Raw genomic sequence first — 26,793 nt, 5'->3', positions numbered from 1 at the left:
CGCGAAACCTGCCGGAACGTTGGCGGGGAATTTGTATTTTTGTAGCGGGCAAAACACGTGCTTAATCTGTTAAACGGCACGGTGCCTTTGTTTAGATAATTAAAATTAGGAGCAATTTTTCTTCAAAGTTAGGAGGCTTAGTGGAAAATTTTTCCGCAAGGAAGATGAGTGTAATGAAAACGATAGAAAATCAAACAAAACGAAGAAAGGAGAAGGGCGTAATGACTAAGAACAGCATTTGTATAGCCCTGCTGCTTGGCCTTTTGCTCTCCATAGGTGCGGTGTTCGCGCAAGGAAGCGGAAGCGATTGGCAGTATTGTAATGCTTTCAATGTAGTGTCCCCCGAGGGCACTCCCGGTGGTCCTGTGTATGGAACGGAGCTTCCGTCCTACTATACGACAGACTACTCAACCGTCTCCAGTTTTACTCCAGTGAGTCCTTGGAGGCGCGGGGCCTATGAAATAGACCCCGTTACCGGTTTAGAATCTCCAGTTAGGATGGGTCACGACAATGTGGTTCTCCGTCTGGACATGCTTTCCGGAACAGATGATAAAGAGATTCGCGGTATTACCCTCAATATTTGGGGTTCTCGCGATTTTGACCCGAACGAAGATCTTACGCCGATTTTGCCGCCTGACGCGGCGACTCAATTCGGTGTCGATCCCACCGAAGCAGATACTCTAACCGGTGTTCAGTTTTACATCGACAAGGGTGCTTCTGCCGGTTCCGATATCGATATTCTCGATAGAATAGATATTATGGGTATCGCTGAGCAGATCTTAACCGACACGGACACTCTTTATCTCGACCATTTCGATCCTACTCGTATAGATGTTCTCACTCCCGAGGATATGTGGACTATGGTCGCTACTTCCGGCGGCCCCTATACCGGTTGGAAAAAGTGGCGAGCCACTATCTACTTCCAAGATGGTATTGCTATTCCTTATGAAGGAACCTTCAACAGCGAGCGCTATGGCCTCGAATTCTACCGCATCTGGATTGCTCTCCAGATGGCCGGTTGCCACGATTGCTGTGATGAAACTGGTATGGATAGGTATCCTGGAGATGGTGGTATTGAGGGGATTTCAAATTCTGACTCCTTCTTCATCGAGATTGAAGAGCGCAATGACATCATCGTGTACCGCCGTCTTGGCGCTATCTTTGATCGCGTCGATATGACAGCTACGCTCACCGATGTCATTTGGGATAATCCATTCCCCGATCCAGCTGATGCAACTCGTTGGGCCCGTAGTGAAATGATCAAGGGTTGGGACGAGATTACGCCTTACATCGCCGATCTTTATCCGCGCGATGAGGTTTCCACCAACGATTTCGCAACCGATATTCTTTGCGACGAAGAGAACGATTCGATCTTCACCGCCGATAGCGTTCAGCCTATCGCGGTTGTCGCCTGGGACAGAGGAACCTGTGTCGATTCGGCCTTTATGGAGATTCGTTACATTAACGATACCTATTATGGTCTTCCGACACCGACGAACTTCCCCGGTCGCATCGACTCGATCTCTTGGCACAGCCCACTTGAATACGCATACGATGAATTCAATGGTGGCATATCCACAGGTTGGGAATGGAACATAAAGCACAGCCACCGCGATCCAGGCTCCTGGAGCTGGACAACTAGTGGTTGGTCTGGAATGAGCGATTCATGGTCCGAGGTTTGGGCTAATGAAGTTTGCGGTTCCGGTGCTTTTTGCGGAAAAGATACTTTCTGGGTTATGATCGGTGAAGATCGTAATGGAGATTGGATGCCTCCGTTCATCGATGGTGCTTATGTTCAGGTCACTTACCGAGTGTTCAGTAGAACGAACAACTTCCGTTATGACCGTCCCGGCGTTTTCTCGCCCGGCGTCATGAACGATACACTCTGGACATTCAAGGTTGACCTTTCCGGTCCGAATGCCGAATTGACTTGTCCTTCTGCTGAAGGTCACGATGGCGAAACTAGAGAGTTCAGCTCCAACCGCCGTAGTTACACTATAGAGGGTAACACGGTTTATTGGGCCTGGCTTGCAGATAGCCTTCCGACACTTCACATCGACTTAACCGACGATTATCAGGAAGTTCACGATACCGATAACCACGGCATTACCCGTTGGTCTGGTGCTTTCGGAGGTGCTGGTATGAACTGGCGCGACTTCGAGATTACATTTGCTATCGAACATTGCGATGGCGAATGGGATACTATCGTGGTCAACGAGAGCCATCTCGGTTATGGTGTTTGGGTGGACGAAGCCGATAACGGTTACGACGCCGAAATGATCATTAATTTCGAGGAACTCGCTGGTTATTATTCCGGTCTAGTTCCGTTTGAATCTGGCGATTTCGTTTGGGTGCTCCTCACCGAGCTCGTTGACGATCCCGACTACGGTCAGGGCAGCCAGGGTGGCGGAGTTGCGGATATTTATCCTTCGGATAGCTGGGGAACCTCCGGCGGAGCCGATGGTAACTACGGAACGCAAAGCACCACTCTTTATGGAGACGACCATATTCCCGTTATGTGGGAAGTCGTCGGTGTTGCTCCGGGTTACGTTTCTTACGAAGTTGACACGCTTGGCGTGCTTCATTTCGACCTCGAAGGCCCGACCGCTCCGGACACTTTCTTCTATCCTCCCAAGGAATGGGTTACTTCGGATAGTTTCCAGATTATTACTCTCAACGCATACGACCAAATTGGTTGCTATGAATGGGATATGAATGTGGATCTTCCGCTTTCCGATTCTGCCAGCATCTATAATCGTGTTTCCGGTATTTACTCCGGTAGCATCGATGAGGAAGCCCGCATCTGCATGAACCTCAAGGTTCGCGGTTGCGATGGCAGTTGGCATCCTTACTATCATGATCCCGCCTATGGCGGCAGTGTTCCAGACGGCCGTAATTTCTGCGTTGGCGAACCCGATGCTATTGCACTCGATGTTACCAAAAAGCACAACGAGTGGGGCGTCAGGATAACCTATGATCCTTATCGCAGAATGCCGACACAGGCTCACTTCCGTCCGGGTGATGAGGTTTGCGTCACTGTTTACGCTTGGGATAACGCTATTACAGAGTGCCAGAGCGAAGATGGCGAAGCTGGCCCTGTTACCGGCTGGGATGATGATAACGATCCTTGGCTCGGAACCTATGACCTTCTCTGCTCCGATGCAACTATCGGCCACACTGTGGATTACGAAGTGCCGAGCAGAAACGAAGGCTATGATAGACTCGATCCTGATTATTTGTATTACACAGTCAGCCATATAGCGCGCTGGACTTTCTATGTTGATTGCCACGCGCCGATATTCACCGAAGCTGACATGGGTGGTTTCTGTAATGATACCATGTATTTCAAATTCAGGGATGTTTCCGCCAATGTTCACGATATGTATTGCGACAACTGGGTCGCTAAAATCGGCGAAATGCATGGCGAAATGGTCGAGGGTTGCGATATAGTCTTCACCTTCACCGACACAATGACTCCGGGTGGGCCTTACACCGATGAGATTATTTTCCAAGATCTCAAATACGGTGAAGTTCATGTGGCTTATCATGAAATTCCCGGACGTGATTATCAATATTATCATGCGCAGCTCATCCCCGATCCGGATGATTCTCGCGGCGCTATACTGAAGCTCTACGGCGACGGCAGCGACGCCACTTGCAACTTCTTCCAGCCCCACGATATTGTGGATTGGGAGCTTTATGCTGGTGACAGTCCGGATGTTCCGTGGTATCCAGCTTCCGAGGTTTGCGTTTCTGGCGGTTGCTATCGCTGGTGGCACACCAACGATCCGTATAGCTCACCGACCAGTTCCTTTATGTCCTGGCGCTATGGCCGCCAAGATTACACTGATCTCAATGTCGATACACTCGGACCGACACACTGGCTCGACATATCCGACATGCACGATTGGTATAATCCAAATTGGGACATGATTCAGGATGGTAACTTCGTTATACAGTCCGAAACATGGCTGAATAGCGTGATGTGGTTCAACGATGGTGCTTATGATGCATATCAGACCGCTGGGGATTATAATTATCCGCCAGATCTTACCGGTATGTATGAGACCATGTTTGCCGCCTGGTCTGGTTACTACATCGACATGGTCCTCGATCGCGAAGATGGTGACGCGGAAGCCTATTCCGTAATGGAAGAGACAGACCCGTATATCGACTTCTACGCTAAGGACCTTAATTTCATAGTCGCAGAGATCTACACCTGCACCGACTCCATCATATGGGAGTGCCTTGCCGGTTCCGATCCGGACGAAGATACACTCACAGGCCGTGTTCCGCATGTTGTTCTCGAGCTGAGAGATGCTGAGGATGAACTTGTTTGGACAATCGATGAGTGGTATGACTGCGACTGCATCCCATGCTTCCTCCATTACTATCCGGAACGCACCGGTTGTGTGGATTGGGGCAGACTCCATGTTGGTCCTATTGATCAGGATAGCGTTTGGCTATATACGATCCGTAGAATCGATACTTTAGAGACAGAGCCAGAGCTTGTTACCGATACAATTATTGGTTACCAGCACGGCGATGTTATTGATGTTACCCTTACATTCAATGTTCGCGAGCCTAATGATTTCGGCGATGGCGACAACTACACGAAGCATGTCTTCGGCTGGATGTATGAAATCGATATGCAGGCTCCTGTTGCCGATTTCCTCAATCCGGATGGAACGACAGGCTACGAAGAGGTTAATTGCCACCTCGTCCACGACGAGAACAATGAAATCAGACTCAGACTCGAAGACATTTACGATGCTAATGTCGGTTGTGCTCCTGGTCTTACCATAGCTCCCAACTGGACGACAATTTGGCCGATTCCGGCTGTCGATCCATCCACGGACTATGTGAGATACTTCTTCGGCACTGCTGATGATGAAGATGCCGGTATGGTTTACAATCCAGGAACCGAGCCTTATTACTATTGGACCAGCGATGGTTACGAGATTCATAACTGTGCTCGTGAGACCATTGTTGCCCGTTCGATGGATATGGGCTTTACCGCTCAGATCTATCACGGTCTCGATCGTTCTGGCGCTGTGCCGACTCCGGTTACGTCATCTCTCACCAGAGACACGATCTTCATCGCCGATAGCATCTATGCTGAAGCCGTCATTCAGGACCGCCTCGGCAACTGCCAGCTCGTTACCAGTAAAAAGATGGGTCTCGATAACACGACTCCGAAGGTCAAGGGCTTTGCGCTTGCGACAATGGATGTTCCTGTTATTGGAACAGACTCTCTTGGAACGCCAATTTACGGCGATCCTACAGTCGAAAACTGGGACAGCGATCTCTTTAAGCTTCCTTGGGAAGTTCCAGATCAAGATAGTTTGGTTGGTATCTATAACTTCTCGGATGTCTGCACGGTTATCGTTCGCCTTTGGTTCAACGATAATATGGACATGCGCGAGGCAGATCACCTTTATGGCCACATCGTTCGCTTCCAGCCTCAGGGATGGACTCACTGGTTCCCAGTGCTTCCGTTTGAGACAGTTGCAGCCGGTGGTTCTGGCCTCCACTATCCGTTAGCTCAGTATTATGTTGATTATAGCGATGTCTCTGTAGATTATCCGTTCTCGCGTCCGGCCCCAGATGGCGATGAAGCCCCGATGATTCCGGGTTCTTCTGCAGCCTACGATGATGGTTGGAACAGCGATAGAGAGTGGATTGGCTATATGGTCCTTGCGGGTGCCGGCGCCATGGATGGAATCGGTAAACTCCGTGTTCAGGGCTTCGATGACAACGCAGCCAACTACATGATGGCTGTCGAATACCCGATCCGCATTGTAACTGGTATGCCTTGGGGTATCTCGCTCGAATGGCCTCGTGTCGATGAATACGATACAGAGCCAGTCGATCCTTGGAGCGGTTATCATGATGACATCGATAGACTCTCCGGTTGGAGTGTCACAGAGGGTGAACTCGAGGATTCCACTCGTTGCACCTTCGATGCCGATCCTCGCGAAAAGGAACTCACAGGCTACTGGGATAACACGCTAGCCGAAACCGATTCAGTTGTGTTCAAGTTGTGGTGGAGTACCGAGCCATTTGTGGCAGGAACGACGCTTACAACTGGCTACACCTATCATTGGGTTGAAGACAACATGTATTCGGATAACATATGGATCGAAGGCGATACTTCTTGGATCGCCATACCGACGGATGATATTGATATTCTTCACGAGTATTATGCCTCGCTCGGTGGAGCTCCTACGCTCTACTCCGATAACGAGATGTATCTCCATATAGTAATGGAGGCATACAGCAGATTCCGTCCAATCGATCCGTTCTTGACCACCAAGAAACTCAATGTTCTCATAGACAACAAACGCATTGATCCAGTCATGACTTACTTGGGTGGCGGCGAAGTCATTCACGGTGAACATACAGTTCTCCCGTATGGCTCCACTAAACTCAAGATATGCTGGAGCAATGATGATAATCAGAGACTCGAGCAAATCGATAAGATGACCATTTGGCTCCATAGCCTTATCGACGGAACCAACTACTCATTGTGGCCGGATTCCGCCACCGAGGATTATTTCGCGCCAGTCGGTGCATCTGCTCCTCTCTACTATGATCCATCTGATTCTATTATCTGTCTCGAATATGAGAATCCAGAAGGATTACCACCCGGAATGTGGACAGTTAGCTGGAAATCATTCGACGCTATTCACAATGTGATCGAGTATGGCGATAGTATCGAAGAATACTGGACCTACTACCACAGAGATTGTGAGTTCGACTTCTTTGATGAAGATACACTCACCATCCTTCGTCCTCCGTTCGTCGCTCGTGGCGCGGATCTCGAAGATGCTCTGATGTCTGTTTCCCAGAATTTCTCGGCTGTCGAGAACTCTGATGACATCTTCCCGTGGTGGCTCTCTGGCATGGAAAACGAATGGCCTGATTGGCCGACTTGGGGTTGGATCGACGCCGATGCTATCGGTTCCATCGATACACTTCCAGATTTCTACCGTGTAGAGGACTTCCACCCGATTATTCAAGTTACAACCTTTAATAACCCGGACTACACCTCCAGCGATCCGCTTATGCATCCATATACGGAAACCGGCGGTTACCCGGGTGACAGCCTGTATGTCCTCCTCGAGGTCATGCCGACTGATATTCATGTAGAATACATCGACCTTCATATCGCAGACTATTGGGGTGGCGATATTTCCGGCTCTAACCCGGAAATCATGGTCAGGCTCGATAGCACTGATATTTATATGGTTGGTGAAAGAAACTTCTGGGTCTATAAGTGGACAGTTGACGATCAAGATAACCGTTACGATGGTTTGGTCAAGATTGTTGCTACTGAACACACTTGGAGTGAAGTCAGCGAAGATTTCCACGATTGGGATCATGTTGGCTACATTCTCCTCGACACCTACGATCCTTCCTACTCCGTCGATATGCTTAGGGACGATTCCACGGTTCCGTTCCGTGCTGTCAACCCGATTGACTATCCAGGAGAGGAATACATCTGGGTCGTTAACGAGGGTAGATTCAACCTGATGTTCGATTGGGACGAGACGATGTTCGATCCAGCCGCTTCAGGTGACCCGGTTGCTTACTACAACTACAGCGAATATGTCTATACCAGAATGTGGGATATGATGAGACTTACGATCGACGGTATGCCGATTTATGGCATGTATGACGATCCTAATGACCATCTAGAGTCCAGGCTCTGGGATGACGATCGCGATGAATATGACATTCATAATAACTTCTGGCGTCAGCCGGATTATATGGCTCCCGCAAGTCCTTCGTCTTACGACGATGCAGCGGTTGCCTACACCTTCGATGATAAACTCGACTTCTTCAGTGATGACGTCTATGCCTATGAGTGGGATGTTGCTGGAGAGCCAGAGGGACTCGATGCGCAGGGTATCGCTCGCCTTCTCGTGAAGGGCCGCGACGCTGCTGGTAACATACTTGATTATGGCGAAGCTCTTGAAAGCGAAGCTATTGGCAAGTTTGTTCTCGTTGACATCGAAGATCCAATTATCGATGACGCCTTAATCGTCGCTACCGGCGAGACCTTCACGGGCTTCACCGGCGCGTTCGATGATAACTACCTTGGTGACAACTACACGGATATGGGTGGAAACGGTTATGTCTATATAATCGTTACCGATGGAGATGGCGCAATGCTAGGCGACACAATGTGGGTCGATCCAGCTGGTGCGGTTTCTTCCACTCCGTGGGTTGGCGTTTCTCCGGAACCAAGCGATCTAGTAAATGTTACAGCCTACGATTTGGCTGGCAATGCTACGACCGTCGGGATAACCGTTGTTCCTGAGGAACATTGCTGCACCTACACTCTCTGCACGGACTGGAACCTCATTGGCATCAGTGTTATGCCAGATCCGGTTCCGACCGTTGGAGATATGTTCCCGGGTATGACAGTATATCGCATGGTTGATGGCGATTACGTGGCAGTTCCGCCCGCCGACCTTCTGGTCGCAGGCGAGGGCCTCGCAATCTATCCTTCCATCGAGACTGAGGTCGAGATTTGCGGTGTTCCGGTCGAGTCCTTCTCCGTCGATCTGGTTCCTGGTTGGAACCTCATCGGTGCAACTTGGATTAACACCGACTTCGCAACTCCGCATACGACTCCTCCGGATGCTGTCGATGCTACGGAAACCAGAGTGTATGACTGCGGTGTTGACTATGTCACCACTAACACACTTACACATTGCCGCGGCCATCTTGTGATGGCTCTAGAAGAATGTGTTCTCGATGTTCCCGGAGATCCCGGACGCAAGGTTGTTTACACGATCAAAGATTCCAAGATCGAGCCTATCTTCACCGGAAGACTTGTTGCCGATAACGCGACAGTCACCTTTGGTGCTGCTAATGGAGCGACTTCGGACTTCGATCGCGCGATTGACCACTATGCGATCCCCGTTCGCCCGGGCACTGGCACAATCGAGCTCGCTAACGGCTTAGACACCGACTATCGTGCGGTTGACAATACCATTACATGGGATGTCACTGCCGATGCGGCGTTCACAGCCACCGTCGAACTCTCGACTTCTGAATGGACACTCTCTTATGAAGGTGCAACCGTCGTTGACGGCAGCGTGATCAATGTCACGCCGGGTACCCATAAGATGGTTGCCAACAGAGTCGCGATTCCGGAAGCGTTCGCTCTTTGCCAGAACCTCCCGAACCCGTTCAACGCGACAACAGTCATCAGCTACGAGATTCCTGTTAACAGCGAGGTTAGCCTCGAGGTTTACAGTGTTCTCGGCCAGAAGGTGACGACACTCGTGAGCGGTGAAGTTGAAGCCGGCTATAGATCGGTTGTCTGGGACGGAACAGACTCCGAAGGCAAGCCAGTTCCAACAGGTATTTACTTCTACAAGCTTGATGCTGGTAGCTTCAAGGCTACTGCAAAAATGGCTCTAATGAAGTAAAAACTTATTAAAAGATGGACGGTCCCTTCGAGGGGCCGTCCATCTCGAATTATTTTATTTTATTTTTTTGTCGGTTTATTGAACAAAATTGAAAGTAATTTTCGAAAAAACATTCTTAAGAAAGGGGTAAGCCATATGTTTAAAGGCAAGCTTGTATTTCTTTCCGCAACAATTATGTTGCTTGCGGGACTGGCCCTAGCCCAGAGTTGGTCCTATACGGTGGCGATTGAGCCCGAAGTTGGGGCATCTTACGATTTAACCTTCGGAGTCTCCGCTGGAGCTACCGATGATTATGATGCGTATCTTGATGTGCCGTATTTCACTCCGCCAGATGGCAGGGGCGCTTTTTTCCCGTTAGCCAGTGCTACGTATCCTAAGCTCTCGGCTGACATCCGCGGATTCGATTCTCCGCCCGATTATAAATATTGGATTATGCGTGTAGAGGGTTATTATGGCCTAGATGACAGATTAGCAACATGGGATACTACAACTATTCCTGATGTTGGTGTTTATTCTATCGCATCAAAGTCTATCATTGATGATATTGATGATATAGACGCAGGTGATTGGGTTGAAATATCAACCGTAGAGGAATTTGCGTTTGGACCCATCGAAGATGCGGTTGTTCGCTTTATGCCTGAAGCCATGCTCGACGATGAACCACCATACGTAACCGGTTTCAACCCACTAGACGGCGAAGCAGGAATCGGTCTCGATGATCCGATTCAATTCGACGTCAAAGATGATATCATCGGTGTGGATCCTACTTCTATAGTAGTGATGATTTGGAACGATACCGAGACAACTCCAGTCGATGTTTCCATGTCTGTAGTTTGGACGCCGATAGTAGGTGGATATCGAGCAAGTTTAGCTCCAGTTGACACTTCCGGTCTATGGCCTGAACTTACAATTATTAGCTACTCGGTAACAGCATGTGACCTATATGAGCCTGCAAATTGCATGGTAGAACCTGTAGAGGTCACATTCACTACTACTGAATACATCGAAGACGAAGATCCTCCACAGTTCTACAACTTCGATCCAGTGGAAAATGATACAACAGTAGATATCGATCGTTGCATATATGTTTCTATTCGTGACAACGAGCGCGGCGTAGATTCCAGCACTATTGTCCTTACGGTCAACGATGTTGTTATTCCTCGCGACGATTATACTGTTACTGAACTCGGCACCGGCCTCAATAGGTATTCTATTGATTATTGTCTTCCGGGCGGAATGGCTTATTCCACTTGGTATACTGTAGAGGTCGAAGCCGCTGATTTAGCTGATATTCCGAATGATGCCGACACCAACTGGATGTTCAGAACCAAGGCTCCCGGCGATCTTCCGGAATTTACATATCAACTTATCGCTCATTCCTTCGATGATGGAGATACTGCTTCTACGAACCTATGGATCGGTTTAGACACCGAAGGTTCAGAGTATTACGATGCAGGCATCGATGTTCCTCAGTTCTTGATTCCCGGCCGTGCTCGCGGTTATTTCCCGATCATGGACCCGACTCATCCCTCAATCACTGCCCTTTCGACCGATATTAAGGAAGCCGATTATGGCATCAAAGAGTGGATTGTCGATGTCTTTGAACCAGACGAGAATCTTGTTCTTGCATGGAATAACGACGCAATGCCTCTTTCCGGCGCCGGCGCTACCTTCGAGTTTGCTGTAGTTGAAAGAGGAATGTTCCCATCGAGTGGTGATTACACTCTTATGGAGCTTTATAGCACTGCCGAATTCGATGGTGATCAGCAGGTATTTATCCGTATGCTTCCGGGTGGCGGCGAAGATACCACTGCACCAGTAGTTCTTAACATCACTCACGAGGGTGACGGTGCCGATGTTACCGCTCCGCTTTGCTTCGATGTTGTTGATTTTGGTAGTGGCGTTGATATGTCTTCTTTCTCGCTAACTATCGGTGGTTTGGCTGTTGTAGATTATTCGATTTCCCCGATTTCCGGCGGATATCATATCTCCTACATTCCAGCATTGGGGTGGTCAGACCTCGCTTCTTATACTGTCGATCTTCATGTCGATGACAATGCACCGGTTCCAAATCACAGACACAAAATCTGGACGTTTAGAACAGGTTCAATTGCCTGTGGCCCAGAATTTACGCTCGACCTTACTTTCACCTATACCGGCGGTGTAGAAGCCATTATGTTTGGTATGGATGAAGAAGCCAGCGCAACTTTCGATCTTGGCACAGATGAAATACTTCCTCCGCCGAGCCCATCGGCCTCCGGTTATCATTTCGCGACTTCCGAGTCTGCACCATATGATCGCCTCGTTGCCGATGTTCGCAATAATTGCGAACTTGGAGGCCTCTGGAAAGTAGCTGCTGTTGCAGGAGATATGTCTGTGGCAGTAGAGTGGAACCCCAGCGCGCCGATCTTCAGCGATGATCGTGTTGATGTTTATTACAAAGTCCTGTCCGTTGTCGATCCGATGCCGGCGAGACCTTATAACGACTCTACATGGTCGGTTTTCAGCGATGAAACTTCTATTGTATATAATAGCAACACTCAATTCCTATGGGTCTCTGTAGATTATCCATCAGAAGTTATAGTTGAGAATTTCAACATCTCAGGCACGGTTAGCGTGTTTGGCGAAGACAACAACAGCGGCGTTCGCGTTGCGGTTACTGGTGGCTCGTGGGTCGAGACCGACTCTACCGGCGACTATGGCTTTACTGGCCTTCCGCTCGGATGTATCGAATTAACATACACTTACGGTCTCTGGACTCCGGTTGTAGACACAGTCTGCGGCACGGTTTCCGGCGAAACGGTTGTCAACGATGTTACCGTCTATCCGCCTTGCCAGATGGTTTATGGTGTTATTAGTGTTGACGGCATGGCCATGACCGGCGTTAATGTTCTCGTAATTTCAGCGAGCGAAGCTGATTCGTTCCAGATGAACACGCTTAGTGGTGGAGCTTATAACTTCCCATGCGTTCCTTCCGGGACCTATACATTGACGCTTAGCTACCCGGCATATCCGCTATGGGACACAACCTTCACGGTTACTTCCACGGATGTCGAGATCGACCATAACCTCATTCAGGTTCCGGTTGCGGTTTCCGGTATTGCGAGCCTCAGCGGCACGCCCACCGAAGCCATCGCGATTTATGTCGATGGCACAGCGGCTGGAGTTACCACAGATTCTCTTGGTGAATTCAGTGTCGATGTTCTCATCGGTCTTCACACTATATGTGCTCAGTATTCAGGTTATGTTGAGGCTTGCACCACGGTTAATGTTCCCCGCGAGGGCGTAACCGGTCTTAACCTCAATCTTTTACCGGCTTCAGTCAGCCTTCGCGTCGAAGTCGATCTTGCGCATGGAACTGATGAATCCGGTGCGACGGTTCAGCTTGTTGGTGTTGGAACGGAAACTACACCCTCGAGCGGCGTTGTGAACTTTGTTGACCTCGCTCACGGTTATTATTCAATCACCGTTTCCGCGCCGTATCACAAGACGGTCACGGTAGATAGCATCTACATGATCGCCGACGAGACGGTCGATGTTTCGCTTTGCTACCTCGAACCGGTTACAGCATTCAGTGCAACTGGTGAAACGGTTGTGCGCCCGACGACGGAAGCGCTCGCTATCGATCTCGTTTGGACCGAACCGGGAACGACATGCGCGTTTGCAGACACCTATTACGTCTATCGTTCGGAAATGCCGTTCACGGACGTTACGCTTCCGACGGTTAGCATTGTTGCGAAGGTAGCGGCTCCTGCCGTCGGATATTCCGACGACATGATCGATGACGGCACGGCCTACTACTACGATGTTGCAGTCAAATATGATGCCGAGTCTTTCTTCTCGCCACTCGTTGGCAACCAGGAAGCTACTTCGCAAACTATCGCCGATACATTCGACATTCTAGTTGTTGACTGGGACAACGGCGCGACGCCATGCGACGGCGGCACACGCGGCGTTGGCGAATGGTGGAACATAGCTCTTGCTAGCCCAACACTCAACCTCGATTTCAGCGTTACGATGACCGACGAAGATGCAACCGACCCATTGGCCGGTTACGATCTGGACGATTACATGTTGGTCGTGCTCGCTCTTGGAATCAATGACGCCGACAACACGACACTTCCGGCGGCGGCACTTGCCAAGCTCGAAGATTATCGTGCGACCGGTGGCAAGAAGATCATCGTCGAGGGACCGGACTTCGGTGCGGACTATGACGGCGAAGACTTCTTCGATAATATGAATCTTAATTTGGTCAACGACGGTTCGCCGGACTTCAATGTTGCATATTTCTGGGGCACTCCGGTGCTCTGGGGCAACCCGGCAATCCCCTATATGGCTGCAGAATACGATTCCGCAGGCGACGCCGACCATCTGGTCGATGTCCTTGCTACGACGAACATTGGTATTACGCCGCCAGTCGGCTTCGACCAGGATTCGATTCCGAGAATTTTCTTCTACAACGGCCCATCGCAGGCGATGGTCGGAGCGATCTACCTCGGTGGTATCGTCGATCCGGTAGTCACGCAGCTTCGTGCGGCCTCGGCTTATCTGTGGAAGCTCGGTATCGAGAATGATTATATCAAGCAGGTTGATAACAAGCGTCCGACCGACATGGCGATTCTTGGCGCCTATCCGAACCCGTTCAACCCGGTAACCACCGTGAAGTTCGATGTTTCGGAGGCCTCAAATGTAGGGCTATCCGTGTATGATATTACGGGTAAGCGCGTAGAGACCCTTGTTGATCTCGTTCTCAATCCGGGAACATACTCCACGACATGGGATGCCTCAGGTATGACCAGTGGTGTATATTTCATTCGTATGATCTCAGGTGGGAAAAATTCCACTACAAAGATCACTCTTATGAAGTAATCCGGCCTTAAAAAAGGAAATAAAGCCCTTCGCGAAAGCGAGGGGCTTTTTTTTGTCTTAATTTTTTTGTCAATTATTATTGAACTGGAAAATCTTAAAGGCAAATAGATAAAACATCGGCGCAAATATTTTTATAATATTAAGAATAAGACTTGACATTATTGGTTGTAAGGCAATATATTTAAAGGTTAATTAATTATAAAGGAAGGTTAAAAATGGGATTCGAAGGAAACCTTTCAAGTGTGAGCTTTGCCGATATATTACAACTACTCGGTATGGGTAAGAAAACAGGTACGCTTTTCATAGAAAAGGGGGAAAGCAAGAAAGATATATGCTTTAAAGAGGGCTCGATAATTTGGGCGACATCAAATAGCGATCTCGAACTGCTGGAAAATAGCCTTCTGAAACAAAAAAAGATTACAAGGGAAGATCTGATAAAAGCAAAAGAAGTTATGGAATTGACGAGCAAGAATCTTCCAAGCACGCTTGTGTTTCTCGGACTACTTACAAAAGAAGAAGTGGCCGAGATAATGATGAAGCATGTAGAAAATATAATTTATGAAGTGTTCAGCTGGGAAGATGGTGCATTTGTCTTTAAGGATAAGGAATTACCTAACTCAGAACATGTTATAAACGCACTTAATACAATGAGTATTCTCATGGAAGGAACGCGACGTATAGACGAATGGAACAGAATACGGAATACGCTTCCGCGCGAGAACACAATAATGAAAGTGATCCAGAATGGGATAGACCAGAAAGAGGAAGTTAGGTTAACACCGGTCGAGGTGAGAGCTCTTAGCCTTATAGATGGACAAAGATCGATAGAGGAAATTAAAGATAAATCACCATTCGATGATCTTGATACATCGCGAGCTATATATGGTCTTATGATTAGCGGATTGATAACGACGTCTGGGACAAAGGAAAGCATAAAAACTAAGATAAATGAACGAAAAAACGTCGTTAATATTATGATAAAGGTATATTCGGGTGCCTTCGAAATAATTAGAGACGAGCAAATTTCAAAAATTGGAAAAGCCGGCGAAAAATCGATGGTAGGGGCTTATAAGGATATTCTTAAGTCCCACTCTGTTTTAGAGAATATCACTGTTTCCCAAGATGGCAAGTTCGAATTTGTCAATTTTGTTACTTTGTCGTCGCGACTTCCTGAGGAGAGTAAGATTCATATAATGTCTTCAGGATTAGCAGGGCTTCTTGAAAAATGTCTTGGAAAAATGATATCTTCAGTAGGAACCAGACAAATGAAAAGCGGTCTTTCAAAAATAATTACACAAATTGGCCAAACACTCACAGATAACAAAGAAATCCTTAAAAAATATGGTATTTACGAAGACCTGTTCAGAGTCCTTCAGGTTAATAAATAGGAGTGGAAATGAGAAATAGCCTTACATCAATCATTATCATAGCGTTGCTTATACTTACATGTTCGCCACTTTTTGGGCAGATTGGGGAAAACGAGTTTGGTTCGGGCACAATTCCGGAAACTGTAGTAGATACACTTGCGCTTCTATTTCTGCTTTTCGGTTCTTATTTTGCTTGGGAACTATATAACATGATGAAAGGTGGGGAATTAGCAAGTAGCTGGGGATGGCTTTCAGGAGCGGCTATAATTTTTGCGGTCATAAAAATTATAGAGGTTGCCGGGCGCGCAGGATATTTCCCCGTTGCACCAATAATTATATCTATGGGTTATCTATTTGTTGCGTTTTTCTTATTTATGGGATTTTTCAAACAAAGAAAAACGCTTGGGTAAATACAATTTTGTATTGGAGCAAAAAAGGGGCGCTTTATGCGCCCCTTTTTTAGGCTTCTACATAGGAATTTACTATTGCGAGAAGGTGATGAAGCGGAAAAGATCCTTTTATTAATGAATCTAAACCCACTAAATCTTTCGGGATCGATTCTGTTGGATCGAAGAGGATTAGCTTTGAATTGCCCTTTGCTTCAACAAGCATACGAAGGCCATCAAGTTCGAGAAAACCGAAAGCTGCCATGACGAGAATGGCTTTTGGTTTTAGTTTTCTCAAAAGTTTAAGTGCTTCTCCAGTATTATCAGAAACCTCAATCTTAATGCCATATTTGATTAAACTCGCTTCGAGAAAGCCCAATGTGCGTTGATGAGATACAATAAGAAGGTCTATGGGTTGGTCTATTTTTTGAGCTGCTTTTTGATTAATTGTCGTTGAAGGAAGCGTAATAGTAAATTTGGTTCCCTTATGCAGAGTTGAATCGATGTCCAGTTTTCCTCCGTGATATTTTATTATTCCACGAGCGATGGTTAAACCGAGTCCGGCATGTGAGGTTGATTTCGTTGTAAAATAAGGCCTCGTTACATTAGGTATAATATCTTTTTGTATGCCTCTGCCGTCATCTTCGATAGTTATTTTCATATTAACGCCATCGAATTTTGTTCTCACTTTGATAGTGCCTGAAGTGTCGATAGCCTCGTAGGCGTTGGTGAAGATATTGATGAAACATTCTTCGAGTTCTGTTAAATTAGCCGAAACCAAACCGATTTCCGATAGGTCAAAATCCCAGTTAATTTCCTTGCGTCTTCGGTTAGCTCTAACTTTTGTCGCGGCATGATTGATTAGCTTTGTAAGATTGACATGTTCCATTGCTCCGGTTCGCTTGAACCACTCGACTGACCTCAGAGCCTCATAGATTTCCCTAGCATGAGTGAGTTGCTCTTCGAGCAAGAAAATATCTTCGGGAAGATTATTGGTTTTGGTTACCGAGTAAATAAGGCGGTTACGCTTTATCAAATTCTCGAAAGTTTCGAATAATTCTGAAACGAGCCCTTTTGTCTGAATATTTAAAAGATTCAGCTCTTCCGCTCTGCGTCCTTGAGTTTCATCTTTCGCCACTTTTACTATAAGATCTGTAAGATATTGTGCTTTTCGTGCATTGGCTGATGCCTCTTTTAATGCCTTAAGATATGAGAGTTCTCTGACAGCAGTCTTACTGGAAGACAAGAAGAGGTTATGAATGATGTCTGCTAGAACTTCTGGATCGAGTTTTGAAGACACGAACGCAGTTTTGTCGTCGATTCTAAAAGCTCCTTTACCAGAAAAATCGAAAGGCGCAAGAACAACTAAAGGTGGTCGAGGTTCAAATGGTTTATTTGGAATGGCACTTTCAATAAAATCGAGATCTGATAAAATTGCATCGAAATTATGGTTTTCCAAAGATTTTTTTAAAGGGGTAATCCCCTTTATTCGGGTCATTTTCCAGAAGTTTTTCCTTAAATAATGCGTGAGTGAATCGGCTAGAGTATCATCTATGATAGCAGCAAGCAAATTCTTACTTGGCTTAGTATCGAGAACTTCGCCCAGTCTTGCGATAATGTCCTCGATTGAGAAGGGAACAGGTAAAAGATGAATATTGTAATAATATGCAATAGAAAGGATTTTATTGCCAATTGGAGTCCATACGAATAACGGAATGGACTCATTTACTGAATAATCGGCTATAGCTTCGCAAAAATGGTCACCGAATTCTGGATCGATTATGAGAGCCGAAATACGTTCGCGGTCCGGTAATTCATTTACATCACGAACTTTGTGTAATATATATTTAGGCTTCAATTTCGATTTGATAGCTTCATATCTATTTTTGTCTAAATCGAAAGACCATATGTGTTTAGCCAATTTATTCTCCCCACTGGCGAATTACAATAAACTCATTATTTTACAACGACAACCGGCACTTTTGCTTCGCGAACGACCTTTTCCGAGGTAGAGCCAAGGATCATCTCCGAAATAAGACCTTTGCCCGTCGAACCAATGACTATGGCATCGACAGATTCTTTATCGGCGACACGGAGTATTTCATGAAATGGAATACCCTCGACGAGTCGTTCCTCAACTTTGAAACCAAGCTCTCCAAGATCAGATGTAATTTCTTTGAGTTGTTTGGCGGCTTTTTTTTTCATCGCCGAACGTATTTCGCCCACTATGTCGCCGAATCGAATAGAACTGAAACCTTCCATATCTGCCATTGTATTTATCTCGCGCGAGTCTATACAATGAACTAGAACGACAATCTTGGTTCCTGCTTCTTGAAGCTTTTTAACCACTCGGAGGGCGTGGTTTGATTTCTTGGAAAAGTCCGTTGGATATAATATTTTAGTGAACATAATCTCCTACTTATTTTATTAGCGTAATTTGTTTTTCAGCCGTAAGGCCGTTACCGCTAACTCGAATGAAGTAATTCCCGCTATTAAGCTCTTCGGAGGGATACCATCTAAGAGCAGTAATCCCTGAAGAAACGAAATTCTCCGCGATCGTTGAAATATGTCTTCCAGCGATATCATAGACCTCTATCGATAGCCCATTCCCAGCGCCGACAATAACAACAGTTGCTACTGAATTGAAAGGATTCGGATGGCAATAAACAGCGAGTCTATTTGGGAGCGTTGTTAATTCCTTAACGCCTGTCCATGGCAAGGAAATATTTGCGGCATTGATGCAACCTCCACCAACCGGAGCGATACCGCCCATTTCATTATCAAGCCAAGCGAATGGTTCGTTATAAGCTCCTGTGCTATCGAAATAGCTATTACCATTTAAATCCATCCAAACACGCACTGAATAAGCGCCAGCAGGGACGTCTTCTATGAGGTAATCGAGGGCACCTATTCGATGTGTTGAAGTCAATGTTGGGGGAAGGCCCAAAAGATATGGGTAATAATTATAAAGCCCAATCATCAGAGAATCTACGTCACCTTCGTATTCTGTAATCGAACCCCAAATGTTGCCGATTGTATCCAATGCTATATCAATACCGGCTATGCTTCCGCCTGAGAGTTGGAAGGGATTACTGGGATATTGCCCTGCAGGATCCCCGGGGTTGGGTGGTATTCTCGATGGGACTATTGCCATCGCATTGTAATTATATGCATCAACGATGCCTGCATCGGTGATTGTCCAATCATAATCCGGAGGGTAAGCCTCGGAGTAAAAGAGCATGGAATCATAAAGACTGACGAAATCGTGAAAAACGATAACGAAGGCTGTGTCCGTGGAAGGCGTGGTCATTTCGAGGGTACCAAAAACTGTCCCACAAAACGCTGCACCCGCAATTAAAGCGATACTCGATAGAACTAATAAAACCTTCATTTTTCCTCCTTTGATCTGAGTTTTAATTAATCATCTGCGTTGATCAATCCTTCACTATTGAGTAAAATAAAATATGCATATGAGGGCATAATCTTGGAACTAAAATTCCACCTATGTGAACCAGCTTCCCAATAATAAGCTATGCGAGGCGAACTCCATAGGTCTGATGGTGTTGTAGATATATCGCTCGTATCGATACCTCCAAAGTCCGATAATCCTCCTATGAATTCCCAGCTAGGGCCTGCCCAAGGAAGGTTGTATTCGTGAATTGGGATACCGCTTATGTTGTAAAAAGTATCTCTTGCACAAAGAACGAAATAACCTTTTCCCGGCTCGAGCATCTCGGCTTCCGACCACATGGCAGTATTTGCATCCCAGCCGTAGATTTCGCCACCCACTGCAAATGGGAAAATATCGTCTGCGCGAAGGCCCATCGAAGGTATAACCGGAAGACTGATCGCGTTCCAACCGGGATAGAGATGATAATAAGCATTATCTGTTGAATATTGGACTATTGCGCGAATAAAATACGTTGTGTCTGAAATTTCATTCCACATTCCCTCGGGCGATCTGTCCCAAGCAAAGCCCGGGGTTGTGGCATCCAATGACAATCCCACAGCGCCGCCCATCTCCAATCCGACCCAAAAATCGCCCTCTACAAAGGCACGATAACCGGAAACATTAATGTTGTTCCAGCCTTCGGAGAGTGCATATGGAGTATCTTCGCCAAGCGCCTCGCGCCCGGGTTCAAGGCCATCTGCTAAATATACCTTCGGGATACCATAACCGGGAGTATTCACCTGATATTGGATGCGAATGATCTTGCAACGAGTGTCAACATGGAATTTGTTAGCGAGAACAGCATCCTCGTAATGAACGCCTGCGTCGGGTGTTCCATCATCGACCATGAAGGTATCATAAAGCGTGGCAGCAGTTCCTGAATAAGGTGTTGCATAGACAGTATCGGGCATGGCGCTAACGCCACCATCAAAATCTGCTCGAATAGAATAATAATAAGTGCTGCCATCGATGACACCATGATCTGAATATGTAGTCAGCGATCCGGGAATCGTTGCATGAAACGATAAAGACAAAGGGTCGCTCCATGTGTTAGTTCGATATATCGAGTATGAAGTCGGGTAAGTTGCCGCATGGGGAGCCATGGCAATTGGGCTTCCATCGAATCTCTCGGGAATTGGCATTTCAGGAAGAAATTCCTCAGGCTCGGCAAATGGCACGAGCGGTGTAACGAGTTTACCCACAGTTCCGGTCAAGGTTGCCACCGAGTGATCCTCCAAATACACGACGACCACTCGGATTAAAAGGTCTCCGGAGGTTGGGAAATTTCCGCCATAATAGAAATCGGTGCGATAAGAGCGAACTGTTGCACCAATCGTGTCATCCACAGCGATGCCGAGTTCTGGGATAGTGTCTTGTTTATCGATTCCCAAATAAAAGTCTGAAAGACCGTCGAATACTATTCCCCTCGAAGATACATCTTTGTTGTTCCAACCTGTGCCGATAGTGTTGTCGGGTATGGGTGGAACAAGGTTGGCATATATATCTGGGAAGCCGAATTCGGAAACATCCCAAAAATGGTAACGGATTATTCTGTCACCACCGGCAGCGAAAAAATATGAGTTTATAGTTAAAATACTACAAGGTCCTGCGGGTGAAAAGCGCACCGAATAATACCCACTGTCAAGGTCTGCATAGCCGCCTCCACCTGTGAGGCCGGTATCATATGACAGTGTATCGTTTGTGTAAACCGGCGGCGCGGCATTCCAAGTCAAATCGATTCTACCTGAAAGCCCGCTATAGGCCTCCAAATCAGATGGCGTGGGCCAATCGACAGCAAGCGCCGATCCAATAAATAATACGATCAGCGAAAAGAAAATTAAATTACGCATATCCAACTCCTTAGGTGGGAATCAAGTCCTGCATTCCAAAAAATCCAATTTTGTCAAATACAAACGCGGCGGCCTGAAGCGCACCCGCGACGAATAAATCTCTATTAAGAGCGCAATGGTTTATAGTCAGCGATTCATAGGGTGTGGAAAAGATGACCTTATGTTCGCCGATCACTCCACCACCACGAACGGCATGTATCCCGAGCTCTCGATTAATTCTTTTTCCCGTATGGCCTTTTCTGCCATAGACGGCAATATCTTCGAGAATCTCCCCTCTCGCCTCGGCGATTTTTTCCCCCAAATTGAGCGCCGTTCCGCTGGGAGCATCGGCTTTATCCCGGTGGTGCATCTCGATTATCTCGATATCCGCTTCCGGTAGGGTATGTGCCAAAAAGGCTGACATGGAAGCTAATACAGAAATCCCCTTGCTGAAATTGGGCGAATAGAAAACCCCTATCGATTCACCCGATATTGTCATCTTATCGAGCAGTTCAGGGGTTAACCCGGTAGTGCCGCTGACTATTGCAGCTTTGTTTTCAAGCGCAATTTCCAATGCTCGATCGATTCCTTCCAATGTCGAAAAATCGATAATCACGTCAAATAGTGTGGATTCTTCGGAAATTTGAATCCCCAGTTTCCCAATCCCCGCCAAGATACCGCAATCGATGCCAATAAGCTCGTGTTCCATCGATTCGATAGCGGCCACTATTTCAAAACGTTCATCGCCATCGGCAAGTGCTATAAGCCTTCTGCCCATGCGCCCTGCTGCACCATTTATTGCAAGCTTTATCTTTTTCAAATTCTATAGTCCTCGAGTGTCTTCAATAGAATGCGCCTGTTGCTATCGGAAAGTGGCGCGAGTGGAGTGCGGCAATCCTCGCGCTTTATAATCCCTTCGGCCACCATAGCGGCCTTAAGTGGGACCGGATTACCTTCAATAAACAGCGCTTTCATAACCGGGAACATTTTAAGATGGATTCTTGCCGCCTTAGCCCAATCTCCATCGAGGGCTGAGTGAACCATTTCTCCGAAATCGAACGGAAAGAGATTCGCTGTTGTTGATATAACACCCTTTGCCCCGATAGAGAGCATTGGTAAGGTGAGCGAATCGTCTCCAGAAAGGACAGTCATTTCAGAACTGCCAAGGATACGGCTAACTGTATCTAAGGAGCCGCTGGCTTCTTTTATGGCAACAATATTTTCGATTTCCGCAAGATGTATAGCAGTTTGTGGTGCGATAGAGGTGCCCGTTCGCCCCGGGACATTATATAGAATAATTGGAAGCCCGACCTTAGCAATCTCGGTAAAATAGTTGATGAGTGCGCTCTGTGATGGTTTGTTTCCGAAAGGCGTAATAACAAGTGCACCATCCGCGCCAATTTCGAGAGCGGCTTCCGTTCTGGAAAGAGCTACCGAAGTCGATGAAGCGCCCGTTCCTAAAATTATTTTTATTCTTCCACCGACAATGCCCTTAATTATTTTATACACCTCGAGGCGTTCGGTATCAGTCAAAGTGAAACTTTCGCCGGTACATCCGGCCAAAACGATTCCATCGGTACCCGCCCGCAGATGAAGCTCCGCAAGAGTCTCGAGTAAGGCATAATCTATTTTACCACACACATCGAAGGGTGTGATAAGTGCAACAGTACATCCGTTAAACATTTATCCTCCTATTTGCATTAAAAAATAAGCCATGACACATTGAAAGTCAAGAGATTTAACACCATCCATAATCTCAATTAAATATGTCTGCTCTTGACAGATGGTTTATTGCGAATTAAATTTCTATAGTCTATGCTTAGGAAAATAAAAATAGAAAACCTTGCGGTTATAGATTACGCAGAATTCGAACTCGAAGAAGGTCTTTGTGTTCTCACAGGAGAAACCGGTTCCGGCAAAACCCTGATAGTAAATGCTATAGAGCTTCTCCTCGGAGCGCGAGCAGATGCTACCAAGGTCAGGACCGGGGAAAATGCGGCGCAGATCGAAGGTGTTTTCCAAAACGGTGTGAAAACTGTAATGGTAAAGCATAAAATAATATCGACCGGGCGGAGCTATGCGTGGGTCGATGACCACCCGGTGACTATCTCTGAACTCGCCGAGAGGACTGCTCATTTTGCAGATTTACTGGGACAACACGAAAACCAATCTCTTTTGGCTTGGACAACCCATATAGACCTACTGGATAGTTTCGCAGGTTTGCAGGTAATGTCTGAGGCTTATAAAAAAGAGTTTCACGCTCTCGATGAAATCAGAGCTCGTGTTTCGCATTTGAAAAATGAAATCGAGATTGCTCGGCAAAGGTCGAAGTTACGCGAATTCGAAATACGAGAGCTTACAGAGGCCAATCTAGATGTCGAGGAGTGGCAGGAGATTAAGTCTAAGTTGTTGCGGATAGATTACGTAGAGAAAATACTCGAGTGTGCCAATGTGGCGTTAAACTCCATCTCCGAAGGCGAAAACAACGCTATCGAGTTTATCGCGAATGCGGAAAAAGCAATTATGGATATTGCAAGTCTTGTTCCAGAGACGGTCGATATTAACCAGATGCTCGAAACCGCACAAACTGCCCTTACCGAGGCATCCCGTGAAATATCAGATATAGCCGATTCTGTAAATGTGGACCCCGAAGAGGCCGAGTTTCTTCGAGGAAGACAACTTCTAATAGAGCGACTCGAAAGGAAATACAACAAGGATATTCAGGGTCTTATACAATATCTTTCCGAAATCAAAGAGTCCGAAGAGGGGGTTGCTAAGCTTGAGGAAGAAGCTATGTCGAACGAGAAGGATATAGTTAACAGAAGAGGTAAACTTGTCGGAATGGCCGACTTGCTTCGAGAAGGCCGCGAGAAGGCTGCGCCGTTGCTCGCTCGGGAAATCCAAAAATCGCTTGCGCCGCTGGGGATGGAAAACGTCTGTTTCAAAATTAAATTCGATAGGAAAAAAGAAACGAATGGTCCGATAGTAATAAAAGGCGAGAGATTCGCGCTTTTCCCAACAGGCTCTGAATATGTGGAATTCCTCATATCACCGAATCAGGGCGAAGAACTCAAGCCCCTGGCCTCGATAGTCAGCGGAGGCGAGCTTTCAAGGATAATGCTTGCGATTAAAGCTCTTATAAAATCAAAGAATTTCGATGGTATTTCAGTTTTCGACGAGGTAGATACGGGTATAGGTGGAGATGTCGCAAATGCAGTCGGACTGGAACTTAAACGCCTTGCCCGGGATGGCCAGATACTGGTAATCACCCACCTTCCACAGATAGCAAGGCTCGCTGATCTTCACTTTAGAATAAGAAAATTTGAAGAAAATGGAAGGACAAAAGTTAAATTGGAGAGGCTATCCGAGGTAGCACGAAAAAACGAACTTAATAGGATGCACGGGGGAGAGGTGAATGTTTTAACTGAAGTATGAAAAAAAAGGTAAAAGACACAGAGTATTTTTCCAAGCGCTTTCATGGCAAAGATGAAAAAAACGTTTATTCAGACAGGGTTCTTACGATCCCAAATCTTATGACTCTTTCCCGAATAGTTGCCCTTCCTGTATTGCTTTGGTTTTTAAGCCACATGGAAATCTATGGGCCGATGCCCTCTATGATTATCGGTGTTTATATGCTACTCAGCGATGTTTTTGATGGTTTGCTGGCAAAGGCCCTAAAACAGATTTCCTTTGTCGGTGCATTGATGGATCCGGTGGTAGATAAACTGGTCATAAACTCGGTGGCTATAGTGTTGGCTTTCGAGGGATACGTGCCGGTGTGGGCCGTCGTTCCAATCTTCATTCGTGATCTTGGAATACTCGTATTTGGTTTGCGAATCTTGGTCGATTACGAGACCCTTGTGACACCAACGATTTTTGGCCGTGTAACGCCCCTTGCTTGGGTATGCACATTTGCTATATCTCTTATGGGTTTGGAAACAGCTAAGTGGATATTACTCGGAATATCGATTATACTTACTCTGATATCCGGAGGAATTTATTTTATCAGATATAGGGATTTATTAATCATAAAAAAACAGAGTTAATATGCGTCAATTTGCAGTTATAGGTCTTGGGAGTTTTGGTTCAACCGTTGCTACCGAACTGAGCAAAAAAGGCCTGCCCGTTTTAGCTATAGACAAAAATGGCACGAGGGTTGACGATATGCGAGAGCATGTTGCCCATGCCATTGTCGGCGATGCTTCCGATACGGCTTTTCTTGGAAGCATAGGAATTTCTGAGGTCGATGTTGCTCTCGTTGCTCTGGGTGATGATATCGAGGCTAGTGTTCTTGTAACTTTGAACCTCTCTGAGATAGAAATTCCAAAAATCATCGTTAAAGGAATCTCTCCGGAGCACGGCAGTATTTTGTGCGCCGTGGGGGCTCATCAAGTTCTCTATCCCGAGAAGGAAATGGCACAAAAATTAGCCCGTTATCTTGCTTCCCCGAATATTATTGACCATATACCTTTGGTCGAAGGTTATAATATAATCGAAATTGTCGCTCCGGATATTTTTGCTAATAAAACCATAATCGATTTAAATCTTCGTCGGGAATATGGAGTGGAGCTTCTTGCTATAAAACGCTCAGATCCGAAAACAACACCGTCTGTCGTGGTCGTCCCGGGGGCCGGAGAAATTATATATCCTGAAGACAAATTGGTTGTTCTCGGTGCGGTCGATAAAGTTGAGCAGTTACAGGAATTGTAGAGGAATGTTAGCTATTGTGTATTGGATTGTTGGGTCCCATTTTAGATGGGAATAGTGGGCAAAATGAAACTCCGTAACCCGTGATCCAAGACCTATAAACTTCTTTTAGAAGAGGTGCATTTTGAACTCGAAACATGGAAAAATATTATTTGCCTCGATGTTGGTCTTTTTTCTCTGGATGGCTTCGTGTCAGGGACCTGTTGGCGGTTACATGGTAAGTCTAACCCTAAACGGAGAACGCTTTGAATACCCGCAAGCACGCGTTTATGTGGATAAGGTTAATGTTTATCAGCATTTTGACGGATTAACAGGATATACTATTCTCGATCAGTCGGTTGAGGAATATTCACATCTTATGTTCACACTTGTAGCCGGTGAATGGGGCATGGAACCAGTATTTATTATGACTTGGCTTAGCGATGTTTATGAAGTCCCACAGATAGCAGGAAGAAACTACGCCGTGACTTCCCTAAAATTATACCCCGGGATCGAAAAGTATCAAGGCATTCCAAATGCTATTGATTATGTTGCCTCTTTTAATACTCAGACATGTTATGTCGTTGCTACATTGGCGAAGATTGAGCTCGAAGAATCCTGGGTAAATGGCATATTTAATGGAGTCTATATTGAGCAGGTAGGCGACAAATGGTGGCGCATGGAGATTAAGGATGGCCGTTTTGGCGCAGGATATGCTTTTGCTTCCAGTGGAGGGAGTGCTTCTGAAGAAACACTTCC

The 26,793-nt window shown here is 46.5% G+C and carries 14 protein-coding genes; 8 read left to right on the top strand and 6 right to left on the bottom strand.

Annotated elements, in window-relative coordinates; translation table 11 throughout:
• The first annotated feature begins 140 nt into the window (after positions 1-140).
• The 4 genes from KAH81_06320 to KAH81_06305 all read left to right on the top strand — a co-directional run bounded on the left by KAH81_06320 (position 141) and on the right by KAH81_06305 (position 16,092).
• A complete protein-coding gene (locus KAH81_06320; protein MCK5833270.1) occupies positions 141-9,446 on the top strand; it encodes a T9SS type A sorting domain-containing protein in 9,306 nt (3,101 codons plus the stop codon).
• 135 nt (positions 9,447-9,581) lie between these two features.
• Positions 9,582-14,315: a T9SS type A sorting domain-containing protein gene (locus KAH81_06315; GenBank protein MCK5833269.1), complete on the top strand. Its 4,734-nt coding sequence runs from the start codon at positions 9,582-9,584 to the stop codon at positions 14,313-14,315.
• Positions 14,316-14,530: 215 nt separating this feature from the next.
• Entirely contained in the window at positions 14,531-15,703 is a 1,173-nt protein-coding gene (locus tag KAH81_06310) for a DUF4388 domain-containing protein (GenBank protein MCK5833268.1), read from the top strand.
• Between the two features lie 8 nt (positions 15,704-15,711).
• Positions 15,712-16,092 carry a hypothetical protein gene (locus KAH81_06305; protein MCK5833267.1) on the top strand — a complete coding sequence of 127 codons (381 nt, stop codon included), beginning with the start codon at positions 15,712-15,714 and terminating at the stop codon, positions 16,090-16,092.
• 49 nt (positions 16,093-16,141) lie between these two features.
• Here KAH81_06305 and KAH81_06300 read toward each other — a convergent pair whose 3' ends face one another.
• From KAH81_06300 to KAH81_06275, 6 genes are read right to left on the bottom strand one after another with little or no spacing between them, the layout of a single operon-like run.
• Entirely contained in the window at positions 16,142-17,989 is a 1,848-nt protein-coding gene (locus KAH81_06300; protein ID MCK5833266.1) for a HAMP domain-containing histidine kinase, read from the bottom strand.
• Positions 17,990-18,024: 35 nt separating this feature from the next.
• A complete protein-coding gene (locus tag KAH81_06295; protein MCK5833265.1) occupies positions 18,025-18,477 on the bottom strand; it encodes a universal stress protein in 453 nt (150 codons plus the stop codon).
• Positions 18,478-18,487: 10 nt separating this feature from the next.
• Complete coding sequence (locus tag KAH81_06290) at positions 18,488-19,459, bottom strand: T9SS type A sorting domain-containing protein (protein ID MCK5833264.1); 972 nt, start codon at positions 19,457-19,459, stop codon at positions 18,488-18,490.
• A 26-nt stretch (positions 19,460-19,485) separates the two neighbouring features.
• The gene (locus tag KAH81_06285) at positions 19,486-21,369 is read right to left on the bottom strand and encodes a hypothetical protein (protein ID MCK5833263.1); all 1,884 of its coding nucleotides are present in this window, start codon (positions 21,367-21,369) and stop codon (positions 19,486-19,488) included.
• A 10-nt stretch (positions 21,370-21,379) separates the two neighbouring features.
• A complete protein-coding gene (locus KAH81_06280; GenBank protein MCK5833262.1) occupies positions 21,380-22,168 on the bottom strand; it encodes a 4-hydroxy-tetrahydrodipicolinate reductase in 789 nt (262 codons plus the stop codon).
• The gene (locus KAH81_06275) at positions 22,165-23,031 is read right to left on the bottom strand and encodes a 4-hydroxy-tetrahydrodipicolinate synthase (protein ID MCK5833261.1); all 867 of its coding nucleotides are present in this window, start codon (positions 23,029-23,031) and stop codon (positions 22,165-22,167) included. The genes KAH81_06280 and KAH81_06275 overlap by 4 nt, the downstream gene beginning before the upstream one ends.
• 132 nt (positions 23,032-23,163) lie before the next feature.
• Between KAH81_06275 and KAH81_06270 the strand changes: the two genes are divergently transcribed.
• The 4 genes from KAH81_06270 to KAH81_06255 form a co-directional block, all read left to right on the top strand.
• The gene (locus tag KAH81_06270; protein MCK5833260.1) at positions 23,164-24,783 is read left to right on the top strand and encodes an AAA family ATPase; all 1,620 of its coding nucleotides are present in this window, start codon (positions 23,164-23,166) and stop codon (positions 24,781-24,783) included.
• Positions 24,780-25,394, top strand: a complete 615-nt coding sequence (locus tag KAH81_06265; GenBank protein MCK5833259.1) for a CDP-alcohol phosphatidyltransferase family protein — start codon at positions 24,780-24,782, stop codon at positions 25,392-25,394. The genes KAH81_06270 and KAH81_06265 overlap by 4 nt, the downstream gene beginning before the upstream one ends.
• Before the next feature lies 1 nt (position 25,395).
• Complete coding sequence (locus KAH81_06260) at positions 25,396-26,058, top strand: TrkA family potassium uptake protein (GenBank protein MCK5833258.1); 663 nt, start codon at positions 25,396-25,398, stop codon at positions 26,056-26,058.
• A gap of 157 nt (positions 26,059-26,215) precedes the next feature.
• Positions 26,216-26,793 (top strand): hypothetical protein (locus tag KAH81_06255; GenBank protein ID MCK5833257.1); only part of this gene is annotated, 578 nt, incomplete at its 3' end.

The organism is bacterium (assembly GCA_023145965.1).
Lineage (GTDB): Bacteria > UBP14 > UBA6098 > UBA6098 > UBA6098 > UBA6098.
This window is presented reverse-complemented; position numbering and strand designations above follow the sequence as displayed.

Coding starts and splice junctions, on each gene's coding strand:
- KAH81_06285 (MCK5833263.1), bottom strand. CDS start 21,369: ATGCGTAATTTAATTTTCTTTTCGCTGATCGTATTATTTATTGGATCG.
- KAH81_06260 (MCK5833258.1), top strand. CDS start 25,396: ATGCGTCAATTTGCAGTTATAGGTCTTGGGAGTTTTGGTTCAACCGTT.
- KAH81_06265 (MCK5833259.1), top strand. CDS start 24,780: ATGAAAAAAAAGGTAAAAGACACAGAGTATTTTTCCAAGCGCTTTCAT.
- KAH81_06290 (MCK5833264.1), bottom strand. CDS start 19,459: ATGAAGGTTTTATTAGTTCTATCGAGTATCGCTTTAATTGCGGGTGCA.
- KAH81_06275 (MCK5833261.1), bottom strand. CDS start 23,031: ATGTTTAACGGATGTACTGTTGCACTTATCACACCCTTCGATGTGTGT.
- KAH81_06305 (MCK5833267.1), top strand. CDS start 15,712: ATGAGAAATAGCCTTACATCAATCATTATCATAGCGTTGCTTATACTT.
- KAH81_06295 (MCK5833265.1), bottom strand. CDS start 18,477: ATGTTCACTAAAATATTATATCCAACGGACTTTTCCAAGAAATCAAAC.
- KAH81_06270 (MCK5833260.1), top strand. CDS start 23,164: ATGCTTAGGAAAATAAAAATAGAAAACCTTGCGGTTATAGATTACGCA.
- KAH81_06310 (MCK5833268.1), top strand. CDS start 14,531: ATGGGATTCGAAGGAAACCTTTCAAGTGTGAGCTTTGCCGATATATTA.
- KAH81_06315 (MCK5833269.1), top strand. CDS start 9,582: ATGTTTAAAGGCAAGCTTGTATTTCTTTCCGCAACAATTATGTTGCTT.